The organism is Sulfitobacter maritimus (assembly GCF_013346665.1).
Lineage (GTDB): Bacteria > Pseudomonadota > Alphaproteobacteria > Rhodobacterales > Rhodobacteraceae > Sulfitobacter > Sulfitobacter maritimus.
The window spans coordinates 578,881-593,536 of the sequence record NZ_JABVBB010000034.1 but is presented as its reverse complement, the minus strand read 5'-3'; the positions used below and the strand labels follow the sequence as shown (position 1 = coordinate 593,536).

Genomic DNA, 14,656 nt, shown 5'->3' with positions numbered 1-14,656 from the left:
CGGTTTTCCAATAAACGCGCGGTCGATAGCACAACCGTGCGTCTGTGACACATGGCAGGGATAAAACCTTGCCATGTGTCAGCCCCGAATTGGGGGAGGTAACGCTTACAGACCCGGGATCAACCGCGCCAGACCACGCTGGTTAAAGGTCGTGCCGCGATCCGCACCGAAGTTCATCGTGCCGCCCAAGCCCACGAAAGGTTCCGAGCCGCGCGCGCCGGCAACGTCCGCCTTGGCCGATCCGACCTCAACGAAGAGATTGGTCGTCATGGAAACATCCCGGTCAAGCCGAATGGCGAAACGCGATAGATCATTGCCGTCGGCTTCGCCACGGTCGTAAGAGCCGGTCAGTCCGAACCCTTCGCTCATCTCGTAGCGGGCGAGAACACCGCCCAGAGTGGCGTCGCCGGCATCGGTGTCGACATCCGCCAGATAGCCCTCGAACTCCCAATCCTGAACCTCATGGCCGAGTTCGACACCAAGAATGTCTGCTTCGGCGCCTTCAGCATCCTCGCGTGTAAAGAACACGCCAAAGGAGGTTGCGTCGTTCATGTGGTAAATACCGTGCAGGCCGAGCAGGGTGCTGTCGATGTCGGTCCAGTCAAAATCATGATAGGCGGCGTCGATCTGCATGCTAAAGTCACGTGTGAACCCCAGCTCCATCGCGCCTTCGAGGCCCCAACGGTTGAAGTCGGTATCATCAGCAAAAGCAGAGTAAGACAGGCCGACCGAGCCGCCCGTCACTTCAATAGCCTGCGCTGTGCCAGCGCCGAGGGTCAGCGCTGCGGTGAGCGTCAGGGCGGGGAAATTTGTGAAATTCATAATACTGCTCCAATGTAAACAAGGCCCTGTTATCAGGTTACCCGCTGCAACCTGTGAGGGAATCCTTGGCGAGCAGCAAGGAGACCCGAGTAAGAACATTTGCCTGTGTCTCTACCGCCACGGCACCGGGGAAATCCTCCCTGCCCGGCCGCAGTTCTGCGCAAATTAACGCGTCGTCACGGCACGTCGCTCTTGAGCTACTGGCCGCCCCGCGCCACCCTGCTTAAAAAGGGGAGGTATTATGACACTTCAAGGCAAACACGCAGTCATCACTGGCGGCGGCACCGGCATCGGGCTGGCCATAGCGCAGGACTTGGCGGCCAAGGGCGCACTTGTCACCATCACCGGGCGGCGGCAAGAGGTGCTGGATGCCGTGGCAGGCGATGGCATCACCGGGATGGCGATGGACGTGCGCGAGGAGGCGCAGGTTGTTGACACCATAGCACGAGCGGTAGAGGCCAATGGCCCGGTGCAAATCTGTATCGCCAATGCTGGCGTGGCAGAGGGCCGCGCCCTGCATAAAACAGATCTCGATTTCTGGCGCGACATGATGGCCACCAATCTGGACGGCGCGTTCCTGACGATCCGCGAGAGCCTCAAATCCATGCGGCAGACGGATTGGGGGCGGGTGATTGCGGTGTCCTCCATGGCCGGACTGCGCGGCCTGCCGGGGGCGGCGTGTTATTCAGCCTCCAAACACGGGATGATTGGCCTGATCCGCTCGCTCAGCGAGGATTACATGGGCCAGCCCTTTACCTTTAACGCGCTCTGCCCCGGCTATGTTGATACCGATATCATCGCCCGCAATACCGAGACCATCGCCAAACGCGCCGGGCTGTCAGAGAACAAGGCCCGCGAGGTGATGATCAACGCCAACCGCCACAAACGCCTGATCGCGCCTGCCGAGGTTGCAGCGGCGGCGGCGTGGTTGGTGGGCGAAGGCTCGGAAAGCGTAAACGGGCAATGTATCGAAATCGCGGGCGGGCAGATGTGAGGGCGTTAAGCGCTTCTTAACCAAGCTGCGCAAAGCTAGGGTCATGACACGGTCAAGACGGCATCATGGCCCCGGCGGCACCTATTTTTTTACCCTGCGTTTGGCGCGGCGGGGTGACGACGTTCTGCTACGACGGGTTTCGCTGCTTCGGCAAGCGCTGAGGGAAACTTTGGCGCGAAGGCCGTTCCACATCGACGCAATCGCCGTTCTACCGGATGTCATCCACACGGTCTGGACCTTGCCTGAACAGGATGGCGACTATGCGAACCGGATTGGCATGTGGAAGGCCCGGTTTTCAAAGCACCTGCCCCTTCCGCCCCATCGCAGCCTGCGACAAATCAAGCGTGGCGAGAAAGGCATTTGGCAGCGGCGGTTCTGGGAGCATAAGATACGGGACGCAGCGGATTTTAAACGGCATCGCGATCTTGTGCATCTCAGCCCGGTTCATGCCGGTCTCTGTAAACGGCCAGAGGATTGGTCGTTCAGTTCCATCCATCGTGACCGTTCGCGGGTAATTGAGCCGGAATTCGAAGTGTTGGACGATAATGAGGTGTTAGACGATGATATCGCACCTTTGCTGCCGCGCCGCCCGACGCATATGCCACCCCAAAGGTTACATAGTTGAACACGGCGCAGTGGAAAACAGCGCGGCTAACTGTGGTGCATTGAGAGATCGCGCGCGGCAGCCCACGCGAATCCTGGCGCGTAGAACACTGTCTTCCTCACCGCCGCGTAGAACACCGCCTCCCTCACCGCAACGTAGAAGGCTGCCTTCCTCACCGCCGTGAAGAACACCGCCTTCCTCACCGCCGCGAAGAGCACCGCCTTCCTCACCGCCGCGAAGAGCACCGCCTACCTCACCGCCGCGTAGAACACCGCCTTCCTCACGGCCACGTAGAAGGCTGTCGTCTTTACCGTCGCGTCTTACTGCGCCGCTGTCATCACCGGCAGCGCTGACCCATCCGCCGCCCAAGCCCGGACCGCCGCACCAAAATGCTCGAACAAGGGGCGCGAGACGGGATCATTGGCGGCATTCCATTCCGGATGCCATTGCACGGCAAGCGTGAAACCCGGCGCATCGGCGATGTAGATCGCCTCGGGCGTGCCATCATCTGCATGGCCATCGATCACCACCCGAGGACCGGGCTCCTTGATCCCTTGCCCATGCAACGTGTTCGTGCGCACCTTGGAAGCCCCCATCACATGATGAAAAACGCCGCCTTCGGTAAAGGTCACGTCATGGCGCAGTTCGAATTTCTCTTCGATGGTGCCATCGGGGGGCATGCGGTGGTTCATCCGCCCCGGCAGGTCTCGGATTTCGGGGTAGAGCGATCCGCCCATCGCGACGTTGACCTCCTGAAAACCGCGACAGAGACCCAAGAACGGCTGCCCGCGCGCCACGCAGGCACGGATCAGCGCCAAGGCCAGCGCGTCGCGGGCGCGGTCGAATGCGCCATGCGCCTCGGTTTCAGGCTCGCCGTATTCTTCGGGGTGGACGTTGGGCCGCCCGCCGGTCAGCAGAAAGCCGTCGCAGACCTCCAGCAGTTCCTCGACAGAGATAAATCGCGGATCACTTGGCACAATCAGCGGCACACAATCGGCCACGCCTGCAATCGCCTCGGTGTTCATCTGCCCGCCCGCATGGACGGGGTAGCTATCGTTCAGCAGATAGGAATTGCCGATAATGCCAACAACGGGTCGGGCCATGTGATACCTCTTTTACACGATGGCCCGAACATAAGCGCTGTTTGGTCTAGGCTCAACCTTAGCCCTGCGCCGCCTGTGCTTTCAGTTCCAACCGGCGCTGGTGCAACACAGGTTCGGTATAGCCCGAAGGCTGTTCGCGCCCTTTAAGGACGAGATCACAGGCTGCCTGAAAGGCCACCCCATCGAAGTCCGGCGCCATCGGCGTATAGGTCGGATCATCGGCGTTCTGACGGTCGACCACAGCGGCCATCTTTTGCAACGCGGCAGTGACCTCCTCACGGCTGATAACCCCATGATGCAGCCAGTTCGCCAGCGCCTGCGCCGAGATGCGACAGGTCGCACGGTCCTCCATCAGGCCAACGTCATTTATGTCCGGCACCTTGGAGCAGCCGACCCCCTGATCGACCCAGCGGACGACATAGCCCAAAATGCCCTGGGCGTTGTTTTCAATCTCGCGGGTGATTTCCTCGTGGCTGAGGTTGCGGCCTTCCATCACTGGAATGGTCAGCAAATCTTTGAGCGTGCCACGTGCTCCACCGGCTTTGATCTCTTCCTGCCGGGCGAGAACGTTAACCTTGTGGTAATGTGTAGCGTGCAAAGTCGCCGCCGTAGGGGATGGCACCCATGCACAGTTCGCCCCCGATTGCGGATGACCGATCTTGGCCTCCAGCATCTCGGCCATACGGTCGGGCATGGCCCACATGCCTTTGCCGATCTGCGCTTTGCCCTGCAATCCGCAGGCCAAACCGATGTCGACGTTGCGATCCTCATAGGCCGCAATCCAAGCGCTGTTTTTCATTTCGCCCTTCGGCACCATTGGACCGGCTTCCATACTGGTGTGGATCTCATCGCCGGTGCGATCAAGGAAACCGGTGTTGATAAAGGCAACACGGTGTTTTGCGGCGCGGATACATTCCATCAGGTTCGCGCTGGTGCGGCGCTCCTCGTCCATAATGCCGAGCTTGACGGTATTTTGCGGCAGGCCAAGCGTCATTTCCACATGGGTAAAGATGTCGTCGGCAAAGGCTACTTCCTCTGGCCCATGCATTTTCGGTTTCACCACATAGACACTGCCGGTGACAGAGTTGCCGCCATCCCGCTGAAGGTCATGCATAGCGATCAGCGTAGTGACCATCGCATCCATCAGCCCTTCGCCAACTTCGCGCCCCTCGCGATCCAACACGGCGGGGTTGGTCATCAGATGGCCGACGTTGCGCACCAGCATCAGCGAGCGGCCTTTCAGCGTCAGATTGCTACCATCTGGCGCGGTATAGGTTCGATCCTCGGCCATGCGCCGGGTGACGGTCTTGCCGCCTTTTTCAAAGGTTTCGGACAGATCACCCTTCATCAAACCCAGCCAATTGCCATAGGCCAGCACCTTATCTTCGGCATCAACGGCAGCGACGCTGTCTTCGCAGTCCATAATGGTCGAGAGCGCGGATTCGATGACCACATCGGCGACTTTGGCCGGGTCATCCGTGCCGATGGCATGGTCAGGGTCGATCACGATTTCGATATGCAGACCGTTGTTGCGCAACAAGATTGCATCGGGCGCATCGGCTGCGCCACGGTATCCCGCGAATTGCGTGGGGTCCGCGAGGCCGGTAGGCGCCGCGTCTTGCGCGAGTACTGCGACCAGTTGCGCATCTTCAACGCGGTAGCCTGACACATCCGCATGGCTGCCAGAGGCGAGCGGCACAGCCTCATCCAAAAACGCTTTGGCCCGCGCCACCACCCGCGCCCCGCGCTCAGGGTCATAGCCCTTCCCGCTTGGCAGATCGCCCAGCGCATCGGTGCCGTAGAAAGCATCATAAAGGCTGCCCCAACGGGCATTCGCGGCGTTCAGAGCAAAGCGGGCATTAGTGATCGGCACGACAAGCTGCGGCCCCGGCACCTGAGCGATTTCGGGGTCGACGTTCTGGGTGTCTATTTCAAAGGCTGGTCCTTCGGGCAACAGATAGCCAATCTCGCGCAGAAAGGCGGTATAGGCCTCGGCGTCATGGGTTTGGCCCGCACGCGCGCGGTGCCACTCATCAATCCGCGCTTGAAGCTCTGCGCGTTTTTCTAGCAACGCACGGTTTTTGGGGCCAAAATCATGCACGAGCGTCGAAAAGCCAGACCAGAAGGCAGACGCCTCAACACCCGTTCCGGGCAGGGCTTGGCTTTCGATAAAGTCGACCAGACGCTGATCTACTTGCAAGCCATCTTTGTTCACTCTGCCCGTCATGCTCCACCCTCTTTGCGGCTATTGGTTCCTATAGGAAACTAGCAGAATGCCTTGACCGCGCAAGCTGTGGGGATTTGAAGGTGTTTAGCTTTACTGTTGAAGATCGGGGGGCGCGGTGCTGGTCGCGGCGTTGTCTTTTTGCCCTGCGCGAACCTCAGCTTCGGCGGCGGTTTCGGGGGATGGGTCCGTGGCTTGCAGGACATAATAAACGATGGCGGCGATCATCAGCAGCGCGCCGACAATGATCGCGGTTTTGATGCCCCGGATCGCATGACGGTGCCGCTTCTTTTGCGTTTCGGTATCAGTATCGGGGGCAGACATAAGGCACCTCGTTTGGCGGAGAATGGGGCCGCTTGGCTTGCAGGTCACCCGGTGGAGGCATAACTTCCCACCAACAGGAACGTTCCCCCATAGGAGGCCCAATGCGCGACGCCACCCCCCAGACGATCTATCTCAGCGACTATCAGCCCTTTGGCTATCTGGTGGATGAGGTGGCGCTGACCTTTGACCTCGATCCGCATCAGACCCGCGTCAAGAGCCGGATTGCCTTTCGCCCCAACCCTGACGCTGCGGACAGCCGGTTCTTTTTGCATGGTGAAGATCTTAAGCTCATTTCCGCGCAGATTGACGGCAGGTCGGTGACCCCGGAGGTGACCGAAACCGGCCTCACGTGCGACGTGCCAGACGGTCCGTTCATCTGGGAGGCCGAGGTCGAGATCGACCCCAAGCGGAACACCGCGCTCGAAGGGCTTTATATGTCGAACGGCATGTATTGCACCCAATGCGAGGCTGAAGGCTTTCGCAAGATCACCTATTACCCTGATCGCCCCGATGTGATGAGCGTCTTTACCGTGACCATCAACGGACCGCATCCGGTTCTGCTGTCCAACGGTAACCCGGTGGCACAGGGGCCGAACCACGCTGAATGGCACGATCCATGGCCCAAACCGGCCTATCTTTTTGCGCTGGTTGCGGGGGATCTGGTGGCCCATTCCGACCGCTTCACCACCATGTCTGGTCGCGAGGTGGATCTGAACCTTTATGTCCGTCCCGGTGACGAGGGCAAATGCGCCTTCGGGATGGAGGCGCTGAAGGCGTCGATGAAATGGGATGAAGAGGTTTACGGACGCGAATATGATCTTGATCTGTTCAACATCGTCGCCGTGGATGACTTCAACATGGGCGCGATGGAGAACAAGGGGCTGAATATCTTTAACTCCGCCGCCGTTCTGGCCTCACCCGAAACCTCGACCGATGACAACTTTGAGCGGATCGAAGCGATCATCGCACATGAGTATTTCCACAACTGGACCGGCAACCGCATTACCTGCCGTGACTGGTTCCAACTGTGTCTCAAAGAAGGGCTGACCGTTTATCGCGACAGCCAGTTCACCTCTGACATGCGCTCGGCCCCCGTAAAACGCATCAGCGATGTGATCGATCTGCGCAGCCGCCAGTTTGCCGAAGACCAAGGCCCGCTGGCGCATCCGGTGCGGCCCGAAAGCTTTCAAGAGATCAATAACTTCTACACCGCCACCGTCTATGAAAAAGGCGCCGAAGTGATCGGTATGCTCAAGACGTTGGTGGGGGATGAGGCCTATGCCAAAGCGCTCGACCTTTATTTTGAGCGCCATGACGGGGATGCCGCGACCATTGAGGACTGGCTTAAGGTCTTTGAAGACACCACAGGCCGCGATCTGACCCAGTTCAAACGCTGGTACAGTCAGGCTGGCACCCCGCATCTTGCGGTGACTGAGGCGTGGGACGCGGGCAAAGGGGTGCTGACCCTCAGTTTCACCCAGCACACGCCCCCGAGCGTCGCCACCCCCGACCCTGCCCCGCAGGTGCTGCCCATTGCCGTTGGCTTGGTAGGACCGGATGGAAGTGAAGTCGCGCCCACACGGATCTTAGAAATGACGGAGGCCCAACAGAGCTTTGTCTTTGACGGGCTGGACGAACGGCCTGTTGCCTCGATCCTGCGCGGCTTCTCGGCGCCGGTGGTGTTAGAGCATGACCAGTCCAAGCAAGAGCGGCTGCATCTGCTGGCTCATGACAGCGATGCCTTCAACCGCTGGGAGGCCGGGCGCACCTTGGCGCGGCAGTCTTTGTTGGACACGATCCTTTTGAGCAGCGCCCCGGATGCCGCTTGGCTTGATGCGTTGGACCTGCTGTTGACAGATGAGACGCTGGAGCCTGCCTTCCGCGCGTTGATGCTCGGCCTGCCGAGCCATGCCGAACTGGCAAGCACACTGCACACCAAGGGCCACACTCCTGACCCCGCCGCGATCCATGAGGCCATAGAAACGACCCGCGATGCCATGGCGCATCGCTTTGCCGATGTTCTGGGCCAACTCTATGCGCGCCATATGGTCGATGCGCCTTATCGCCCCGATGCCGAGCAATCGGGCAAGCGCGCGCTGACCAATGCGGCCCTGTCTCTGCTCACCCGCGTTCAGGGTCCAGATCGGGCCGAGGGGCAATACGCGCAGGCCGATAATATGACGCAGCAACTTAGCGCCTTGGGCACGCTGGTACGCACCGGGCATGGTGACAAAGCACTGTCCGATTTTGAGACCCGTTGGCAGAATGACCGGCTGGTGATGGACAAGTGGTTCGGGCTGCAAGTGTCTCAGGCCAGCCCGGACGATGCTACAGAGGTCGCGCAGCGTTTGACCGAACACGCCGATTTCAATTGGAAGAACCCCAATCGGTTCCGTGCGGTCTTTGGCAGTCTTGCGATGCATCACGCAGGCTTTCACCATGTCAGCGGCAAGGGCTACACCCTGCTTGCGGAATGGTTAATGCGCCTTGATCCGGTCAATCCGCAGACCACAGCGCGGATGTGTTCGGCTTTCCAGACATGGCGGCGTTATGATGCAGCACGTCAGGCGAAGATCGAGGTCGAACTGGACCGTATGCTGGCTCAACCCGGACTAAGCCGCGACACGAGAGAGATGCTCAGCCGTATCCGCGAGGCCTAAGCGGGATGGCGGTGGCGCAGGTGTTGTGTCACCGCCGTTCTTCTGTCCTGCCCCCATTAACAGATTGTTTAACTACGCGCCCTTAGGGACGTGCGCGGGGTCGGGTTTCGTTCAACGGTCTGCAATAGGACTGGCGGCGCAGCCAACTTGCCATATCCTTGCGTTTCGACGCGCTGCGCATGGGCCCCCAATCGGCCCCCACACCGCGCTTGCCATTGCCTGCGATCACCCCATCACGCGGCACTGTTGTTGCCATGATCCGCACCGCGCAGCTTAGGTTTGCCGCGCCGTTTTTCAGCGCATCGCCGCTGCCCGCGGTACATTTATACCCCCGCGCCGTGCCGGGCAGGATTTGCAGTAGACCGTACCACCGCCCTCCGCCGCCCACAGCCCAAGAGCGATAGGTGCTTTCGTGTTTGGCCAGCGTCGACATGAACCCCACCCAAAAGGCGCGGCGCTGCGTGTCAGAAGCGGTTGGATAGGCCGGACACCACTCCGCCACATCAGCTGGCACCATATCGACCAAAGGCTTGCCGTGCGATTTCAGCGCCGAAAGCGCCGCGCGGGTCCAGAGCGAATGGCCCCGCATATGTTGCCACCGGGTGCGCGGCAGGCTGGCACTGCGTGCCGGGGGGCGCAGCGTTGTGGAAAAGGGCGCGGTTTCGAGCGCAGGCGGCGTGTCTTGGCGTTTCACATCCTCGGGAAAAGCCAGAGACGCGGCGGCCTGTTCCACGCTGTCACGCGCCTTGGGGCGCACCTCAGGCTGGGCCGTTGCCACCGCCGCGATGACCGCTGCAGGGAGGGGTGGAGACTCAGCGGTCAAAACAGCGGGGCTCGCAATCAGGGCAAGGGCGATCAACACAGGTTTCATGGCGTCATATGACCGCCCGAAACAGACCTTGGCAAGCTGCGCTACCCTGCGCGCTCGGCGAAGTTCCACCGACGAACGCTCGCCTGCCCAATCGCGCTACAGAAATTTCCCGAAAGCGCTGCAGGCGCGACACGGTTCCGCCCCATTAGCGGGGCAAATCAGGGACAACAAAAAACAGGCAAGCAGGACCGGACACGAATGAAACGTCTCACCACCCTTTTACCGTCCGCTCTACAGGGTCTTTTGTCCCAGACCCCCACGCCCGAGGCAGAGGTCGAGCCGTTGGACATGCCGCTTTTGCGCCGCCGTCCCCGCCCTAATGATTTAGTGCGTATTGCGTGTCCGGACCCCACCCGCGAAGACCTGTCCCGCGACCACCACCAGCACCGCGCACAATGGCTGGTGCGGCAGGAACGCTGGGAGGAGATGGCAGACGCCCTGCATGAAGCCGACCAGTCGCGCGAGATGACGCCCGGTGCCATGCCTGTGGCGGAACTCATGGCCTTTGGCGCGCGGGCGGATGTGATTCTCGCAGCAGAACATGCGTTGTTTGATGGCAAACCCGCGCAAGATGCGCCGCTGATGGCCGGGATCGAAGCGCTTGAGGAAGTGCTTGAAGAGCACGAAGGCAACGCGATGATCGCCTGTGTCGTGGCCCAGACCCATCTGGACATCGGTTGGGCGTGGCGTGGCATGGGCACCCATGACACGGTGCCGACACGCAACCGCGCGGCCTTTGCCGCACATTTTGACCGGGCGCAGGATATTCTCGCGCCCTATGAAACGGACACGACCGGTTCGGCTCTGCTCGCCGCGACCCGTTGTGCTCTGCTGGGGGGAACACAGGCCAATGCCCGCGCCGTGGCCGATCGCTATGCGCAGCTCATTGACTTGAACCCCGCAAACCCGCGCCCCATGCGGGCTATGGGCCATCACCTTCTGCCGCGGTGGCATGGCTCATATGCCCAATTGGGGCTTGAGGCCCGTCGCACTGCCGCGCGGACCGAAGAGACATGGGGCGCGGGCGGCTATACGTGGGTGCAATTCGACGCCATCACCTGTGACGCACAGGCCTGCGCCAATCTCGACGTGCCGTTTTTCATCGAAGGGCTGCGCGACATCCTGGCCCGCCGCCCTGATCCACATACCGCCAACCTGCTCGCCGCCTATTGCGCCAGCGCCATAGGTCAGACGTCAAAGGACGATGTTGCCCGCGAAGTCCGTACCGAGATCGCCGATTGCGCCCGCTGGATCGTGCGTGATCATATGACCGAACTGCACCCGATGCTTTGGGCCCATGCCGCGCGCGGCTTTGACAATAACCTGCGCGTCCGCTCCCCCAGCCGCTTTGCCGCTGCGGGTCGGGCCGACGCCATGCGTATCATCACCGGGCTGTTCCAGCGCGAGATCGAAGCCGGCAAACGGGTCGTATTCACCGAAGGTCGTCGACAGATCGCCCTGCCCGGCTAACCCTGCCTCTTGAAGCGCCTGTTGCGCTAAAGTATGACCGGCCAAGTTCCAATTGACCGAAGGCGGCCGCGATGCTTGATCTGAGTTACGACACCCCGAAACCGCGCGTTATTGCCGGTGCCAAACATGACTGGGAACTGGTCATCGGGATGGAGGTCCACGCGCAGGTTTCGTCGAACGCAAAACTGTTTTCTGGCGCCTCCACGCAGTTCGGCGCGGAGCCGAACAGCAACGTGGCCTTTGTCGATGCCGCAATGCCGGGCATGCTGCCGGTGATTAACGAATATTGCGTCGAACAGGCGGTGCGCACCGGGCTGGGTCTGAAGGCCGAGATTAACCTGAAATCCGCTTTCGACCGCAAGAACTACTTTTACCCCGACCTGCCGCAGGGCTATCAGATCAGCCAGTTGTACGAGCCCATCGTCGGCGAAGGCGAAGTGCTGGTCGAACTTGGCGATGGCACCGCCCGTCTGGTACGGATCGAACGCATCCACATGGAGCAGGACGCGGGCAAGTCGATCCACGATATGGACCCGAACATGTCCTTCGTCGATTTGAACCGCACCGGCGTTTGCTTGATGGAGATCGTCTCCCGCCCCGACATCCGCGGGCCGGAAGAAGCCGCCGCCTACCTTAGCAAACTGCGTCAAATCCTGCGCTACCTCGGCACCTGTAACGGGGACATGCAGTCGGGCGCGATGCGGGCGGATGTGAACGTCTCGGTCTGCCGTGTGGGCCAATACGAGAAGTATCAGGAGACGCAGGATTTCTCGCATCTCGGCACACGTTGCGAGATCAAGAACATGAACTCCATGCGCTTTATCCAGCAAGCCATTGAAGTCGAAGCAAAACGCCAAATCGCGATTGTCGAAGCTGGTGGCGAAGTCGTGCAAGAAACCCGCCTGTTCGACCCCGACAAGCAAGAGACCCGCTCAATGCGCTCCAAAGAAGAAGCGCATGACTACCGCTACTTCCCCGACCCCGACCTGCTGCCGCTGGAGATTGAGCAAGCCTGGGTTGATGAGATTGCCGCGAACCTGCCGGAACTGCCGGATGAGAAAAAAGCGCGTTTTATCGGGGATTTCGGGCTGAGCGACTATGACGCGAGCGTTTTGACCGCCGATCTCGACAGCGCAGGCTATTTTGAAGCCGTGGCGAAAGGCCGCGATGGCAAGATGGCCGCGAACTGGGTGATTAACGAGTTGTTTGGCCGCCTTAAGAAAGACGACAAGAGCATCACCGAAAGTCCTGTTACCCCGGCGCAGCTTGGCAGTATCGTCGATCTGATCGCATCGGACGCCATTTCTGGCAAGATCGCCAAGGAAGTCTTTGAAATCACTTACACAACAGGCCGCGACCCGGCGGAGATTGTCGAGACTGAAGGTCTTAAACAGGTGACCGACACCGGCGCGATTGAAACGGCCGTGGACGAGATCATCGCGGCCAACCCCGATCAGGTCGCCAAAGCGCAGCAGAACCCGAAACTCGCGGGCTGGTTCGTGGGTCAGGTGATGAAAGCCACCGGCGGCAAGGCCAACCCCAAGGCCGTCAACGAAATCGTGTCCCGCAAGCTCGCCCAGCAATGAGCGAGACCTCGGCCCTCCTCCGTTCGAGCGAGATGAAGGTTCTCCCCGAATGGATTGATTTCAATGGTCATTTGAACATGGCCTATTACAACGTCCTGTTCGATCAGGGCGTTGACCAAGCCTATGCGCAATTAGGGTTTGGCCCGGACTATCAGCGTGGTGGCTGCACGACCTATGTGGCCGAGTTCCACGTTTGCTACCTGCGTGAGTTGCATGAAGGCGACCGTGTTTACACCACGTTTCAACTGCTCGACTACGATGAAAAACGCTTTCACTGTTTCCAGCAACTCTGGCACGTTGACGGCTGGCTTGCCGCCACTGGCGAAGGATTAACGCTGCATGTGGACCAATCCGGCCCGCGTGTCGCGCCGATGCCCCAAGCGGTGCTGAGCAAACTTGAGCAGATGCACCGCGCCCATGCCGCTTTGCCCAAACCCGACCAAGCCGGACGCCGCATCGGCATCCGCCGCAAATAAACCCGACACCCCGGCCCCGCGCCGTTCCCAATGAGGTCCCCATGCGTTTTGAGTACAGAATTGTTCCTGCCCCGACCAAAGGCGTGAAGACCAAAGGGATTAAGACCCCTGAGGACCGTTTCGCCAAGACATTGGAAGAGGTGTTGAATGAAATGGCCGCCGAGGGCTGGGAGTATCAGCGCGCTGAAACCCTCCCTTCGCTGGAACGCGCCGGGCTGACCTCGACCACCACGGAATGGCGCAATGTCCTCGTTTTTCGTAAAATGGTCGGTGAAAATGCGCCTATGCCGAAGGACCGCGTAGGGGCTGGCACGGCTGAGGTGTCTTCCGAGCTGCCCGCTGGACCTACCGCCGTGACCGAGCCTGCCCTGCGCGCTGATGCGCCTGCTTCGATCCTGCCGGAGGAAGAAGAGGCGGAAGAACATGGCAAACCGCCTGCCTTCCTCGGCACCACGCCGACGGAGGAAAGCGCAGAGCGCACATCGACCATCGAGCCTGACGAAAGCGATGATAAGCCAAAGACTTAAGCGGCGCTTCTAAACGTCCAGATCAAGCGCGAGCGCGTGGATGCGTCCCATCAGATCGGCCCCTAGCGCATTGTGCACAGCACGGTGCCGGGCCAACCTGTTCAACCCCTTGAAACGGTCCGACCGGATGCGCACGTTAAAGTGGCTTTCGCCCCCCTCCTGAAACCCGGCATGACCGCGATGGCTTTCGCTGTCATCCACCACCTCCAGTTCACGCGGCGCAAAAGCGGCTTCTAGCCGATCGCAGATCTCTTGTGTTGTGGACATGTTTTTACCCCCGGCCCCCTTCAATCCTGCGACGCAGGGTATATGGTGACCGGCCTGAGTCGGAAAGGTCTATCCACATGCCAAAAGCTGATCCCTTCGGATTCGACATGTCTGTGTCGTCCTCCAAAAAGAAAAACCCCCGCGGCCGTCGGGGCATGTCCGGTGCGTCGGAAACCTCGACCCGGATTTGCGACCATGACGGTTGCGATGAAGCCGGCAAATTCCGCGCGCCCAAAGCGCCGGATGTGCTGGATGATTACTTCTGGTTCTGCCAGCAGCACGTGCGCGAATATAACTCCAAGTGGAGCTTCTTTGACGGCACCACAGAGGCTGAGTTGAACGCGCAGATGTCCAAGGACAAGGTTTGGGAGCGCACAACCAAGCCGCTCGGCGATCCTGAGCAGCGTGCTTGGGCGCGTTTGGGCATCGAAGACCCGCATCAGGTGCTGGGCAAGAACGCGACCCAGAACCCCGGCAAAGGCCAACAAGCGGGCCGCCGCCTGCCGCCCACCGAACGCCGCGCGATTGAGATTCTGGAAGCCAAGGACACTTGGACCAAACCTGAGGTGCGCAAAGCTTACAAAGCGCTGATCAAGGTGTTGCACCCCGACATGAACGGCGGCGACCGCAGCCAGGAAGAGCAGTTGCAACTGGTTGTTTGGGCCTGGGACCAGATCAAAGGCAGCCGCAACTTTAAGGACTGACCGCCGCGCCAGACCAGCGGGTGC

The 14,656-nt window shown here is 60.3% G+C and carries 15 protein-coding genes; 8 read left to right on the top strand and 7 right to left on the bottom strand.

The annotated features are described in order from the left end of the window. Nucleotides 1-105: 105 nt before the first annotated feature. Entirely contained in the window at nucleotides 106-822 is a 717-nt protein-coding gene (locus tag HTT03_RS12950; RefSeq protein ID WP_174860190.1) for a hypothetical protein, read from the bottom strand. 241 nt (nucleotides 823-1,063) lie between these two features. Between HTT03_RS12950 and HTT03_RS12945 the strand changes: the two genes are divergently transcribed. Both HTT03_RS12945 and HTT03_RS12940 read left to right on the top strand, forming a co-directional pair. Beyond that, nucleotides 1,064-1,816: an SDR family NAD(P)-dependent oxidoreductase gene (locus HTT03_RS12945; RefSeq protein WP_174860189.1), complete on the top strand. Its 753-nt coding sequence runs from the start codon at nucleotides 1,064-1,066 to the stop codon at nucleotides 1,814-1,816. 43 nt (nucleotides 1,817-1,859) lie between these two features. Then, nucleotides 1,860-2,441, top strand: a complete 582-nt coding sequence (locus HTT03_RS12940) for an REP-associated tyrosine transposase (protein ID WP_174860188.1) — start codon at nucleotides 1,860-1,862, stop codon at nucleotides 2,439-2,441. A gap of 26 nt (nucleotides 2,442-2,467) precedes the next feature. Here HTT03_RS12940 and HTT03_RS12935 read toward each other — a convergent pair whose 3' ends face one another. The 4 genes from HTT03_RS12935 to HTT03_RS12920 all read right to left on the bottom strand — a co-directional run bounded on the left by HTT03_RS12935 (nucleotide 2,468) and on the right by HTT03_RS12920 (nucleotide 6,071). Continuing rightward, on the bottom strand, nucleotides 2,468-2,665 hold the full coding sequence (locus HTT03_RS12935; protein WP_174860187.1) for a hypothetical protein: 198 nt from the start codon (nucleotides 2,663-2,665) through the stop codon (nucleotides 2,468-2,470). A gap of 75 nt (nucleotides 2,666-2,740) precedes the next feature. Then, nucleotides 2,741-3,523: a gamma-glutamyl-gamma-aminobutyrate hydrolase family protein gene (locus HTT03_RS12930; RefSeq protein WP_174860186.1), complete on the bottom strand. Its 783-nt coding sequence runs from the start codon at nucleotides 3,521-3,523 to the stop codon at nucleotides 2,741-2,743. A 58-nt stretch (nucleotides 3,524-3,581) separates the two neighbouring features. Continuing rightward, the gene (locus HTT03_RS12925; RefSeq protein WP_174860185.1) at nucleotides 3,582-5,750 is read right to left on the bottom strand and encodes a malate synthase G; all 2,169 of its coding nucleotides are present in this window, start codon (nucleotides 5,748-5,750) and stop codon (nucleotides 3,582-3,584) included. Nucleotides 5,751-5,840: 90 nt separating this feature from the next. Continuing rightward, nucleotides 5,841-6,071 carry a hypothetical protein gene (locus tag HTT03_RS12920; protein ID WP_174860184.1) on the bottom strand — a complete coding sequence of 77 codons (231 nt, stop codon included), beginning with the start codon at nucleotides 6,069-6,071 and terminating at the stop codon, nucleotides 5,841-5,843. A 101-nt stretch (nucleotides 6,072-6,172) separates the two neighbouring features. Here HTT03_RS12920 and pepN point away from each other — a divergent pair, with 101 nt between their 5' ends. Next, on the top strand, nucleotides 6,173-8,731 hold the full coding sequence (gene pepN, locus HTT03_RS12915) for an aminopeptidase N (protein WP_174860183.1): 2,559 nt from the start codon (nucleotides 6,173-6,175) through the stop codon (nucleotides 8,729-8,731). A gap of 82 nt (nucleotides 8,732-8,813) precedes the next feature. Here the strand turns inward: pepN and HTT03_RS12910 are convergent, their stop codons facing one another. Continuing rightward, the gene (locus tag HTT03_RS12910; RefSeq protein WP_246253487.1) at nucleotides 8,814-9,602 is read right to left on the bottom strand and encodes a lysozyme family protein; all 789 of its coding nucleotides are present in this window, start codon (nucleotides 9,600-9,602) and stop codon (nucleotides 8,814-8,816) included. 198 nt (nucleotides 9,603-9,800) lie between these two features. Between HTT03_RS12910 and HTT03_RS12905 the strand changes: the two genes are divergently transcribed. From HTT03_RS12905 to HTT03_RS12890, 4 genes are all read left to right on the top strand, one after another. Then, nucleotides 9,801-11,072, top strand: a complete 1,272-nt coding sequence (locus HTT03_RS12905; RefSeq protein ID WP_174860181.1) for a hypothetical protein — start codon at nucleotides 9,801-9,803, stop codon at nucleotides 11,070-11,072. Between the two features lie 71 nt (nucleotides 11,073-11,143). Next, a complete protein-coding gene (gene gatB, locus HTT03_RS12900) occupies nucleotides 11,144-12,658 on the top strand; it encodes an Asp-tRNA(Asn)/Glu-tRNA(Gln) amidotransferase subunit GatB (protein ID WP_174860180.1) in 1,515 nt (504 codons plus the stop codon). After that, nucleotides 12,655-13,134, top strand: a complete 480-nt coding sequence (locus HTT03_RS12895) for a thioesterase family protein (RefSeq protein WP_174860179.1) — start codon at nucleotides 12,655-12,657, stop codon at nucleotides 13,132-13,134. Before gatB ends, HTT03_RS12895 begins: the two co-directional genes overlap by 4 nt. Nucleotides 13,135-13,175: 41 nt before the next feature. After that, nucleotides 13,176-13,661: a DUF4177 domain-containing protein gene (locus HTT03_RS12890; protein ID WP_174860178.1), complete on the top strand. Its 486-nt coding sequence runs from the start codon at nucleotides 13,176-13,178 to the stop codon at nucleotides 13,659-13,661. A gap of 9 nt (nucleotides 13,662-13,670) precedes the next feature. Here the strand turns inward: HTT03_RS12890 and HTT03_RS12885 are convergent, their stop codons facing one another. Beyond that, entirely contained in the window at nucleotides 13,671-13,928 is a 258-nt protein-coding gene (locus HTT03_RS12885; protein ID WP_174860177.1) for a BolA family protein, read from the bottom strand. A gap of 77 nt (nucleotides 13,929-14,005) precedes the next feature. Between HTT03_RS12885 and HTT03_RS12880 the strand changes: the two genes are divergently transcribed. Continuing rightward, nucleotides 14,006-14,632 (top strand): J domain-containing protein, encoded by a 627-nt coding sequence (locus HTT03_RS12880; RefSeq protein WP_174860176.1) that lies wholly within the window; start codon nucleotides 14,006-14,008, stop codon nucleotides 14,630-14,632. Nucleotides 14,633-14,656 lie beyond the last annotated feature (24 nt).

Coding starts and splice junctions, on each gene's coding strand:
- gatB (WP_174860180.1), top strand. CDS start 11,144: ATGCTTGATCTGAGTTACGACACCCCGAAACCGCGCGTTATTGCCGGT.
- HTT03_RS12905 (WP_174860181.1), top strand. CDS start 9,801: ATGAAACGTCTCACCACCCTTTTACCGTCCGCTCTACAGGGTCTTTTG.
- HTT03_RS12910 (WP_246253487.1), bottom strand. CDS start 9,602: ATGAAACCTGTGTTGATCGCCCTTGCCCTGATTGCGAGCCCCGCTGTT.
- HTT03_RS12880 (WP_174860176.1), top strand. CDS start 14,006: ATGCCAAAAGCTGATCCCTTCGGATTCGACATGTCTGTGTCGTCCTCC.
- HTT03_RS12940 (WP_174860188.1), top strand. CDS start 1,860: ATGACACGGTCAAGACGGCATCATGGCCCCGGCGGCACCTATTTTTTT.
- HTT03_RS12945 (WP_174860189.1), top strand. CDS start 1,064: ATGACACTTCAAGGCAAACACGCAGTCATCACTGGCGGCGGCACCGGC.
- HTT03_RS12890 (WP_174860178.1), top strand. CDS start 13,176: ATGCGTTTTGAGTACAGAATTGTTCCTGCCCCGACCAAAGGCGTGAAG.
- HTT03_RS12895 (WP_174860179.1), top strand. CDS start 12,655: ATGAGCGAGACCTCGGCCCTCCTCCGTTCGAGCGAGATGAAGGTTCTC.
- pepN (WP_174860183.1), top strand. CDS start 6,173: ATGCGCGACGCCACCCCCCAGACGATCTATCTCAGCGACTATCAGCCC.
- HTT03_RS12950 (WP_174860190.1), bottom strand. CDS start 822: ATGAATTTCACAAATTTCCCCGCCCTGACGCTCACCGCAGCGCTGACC.
- HTT03_RS12885 (WP_174860177.1), bottom strand. CDS start 13,928: ATGTCCACAACACAAGAGATCTGCGATCGGCTAGAAGCCGCTTTTGCG.
- HTT03_RS12925 (WP_174860185.1), bottom strand. CDS start 5,750: ATGACGGGCAGAGTGAACAAAGATGGCTTGCAAGTAGATCAGCGTCTG.
- HTT03_RS12930 (WP_174860186.1), bottom strand. CDS start 3,523: ATGGCCCGACCCGTTGTTGGCATTATCGGCAATTCCTATCTGCTGAAC.
- HTT03_RS12920 (WP_174860184.1), bottom strand. CDS start 6,071: ATGTCTGCCCCCGATACTGATACCGAAACGCAAAAGAAGCGGCACCGT.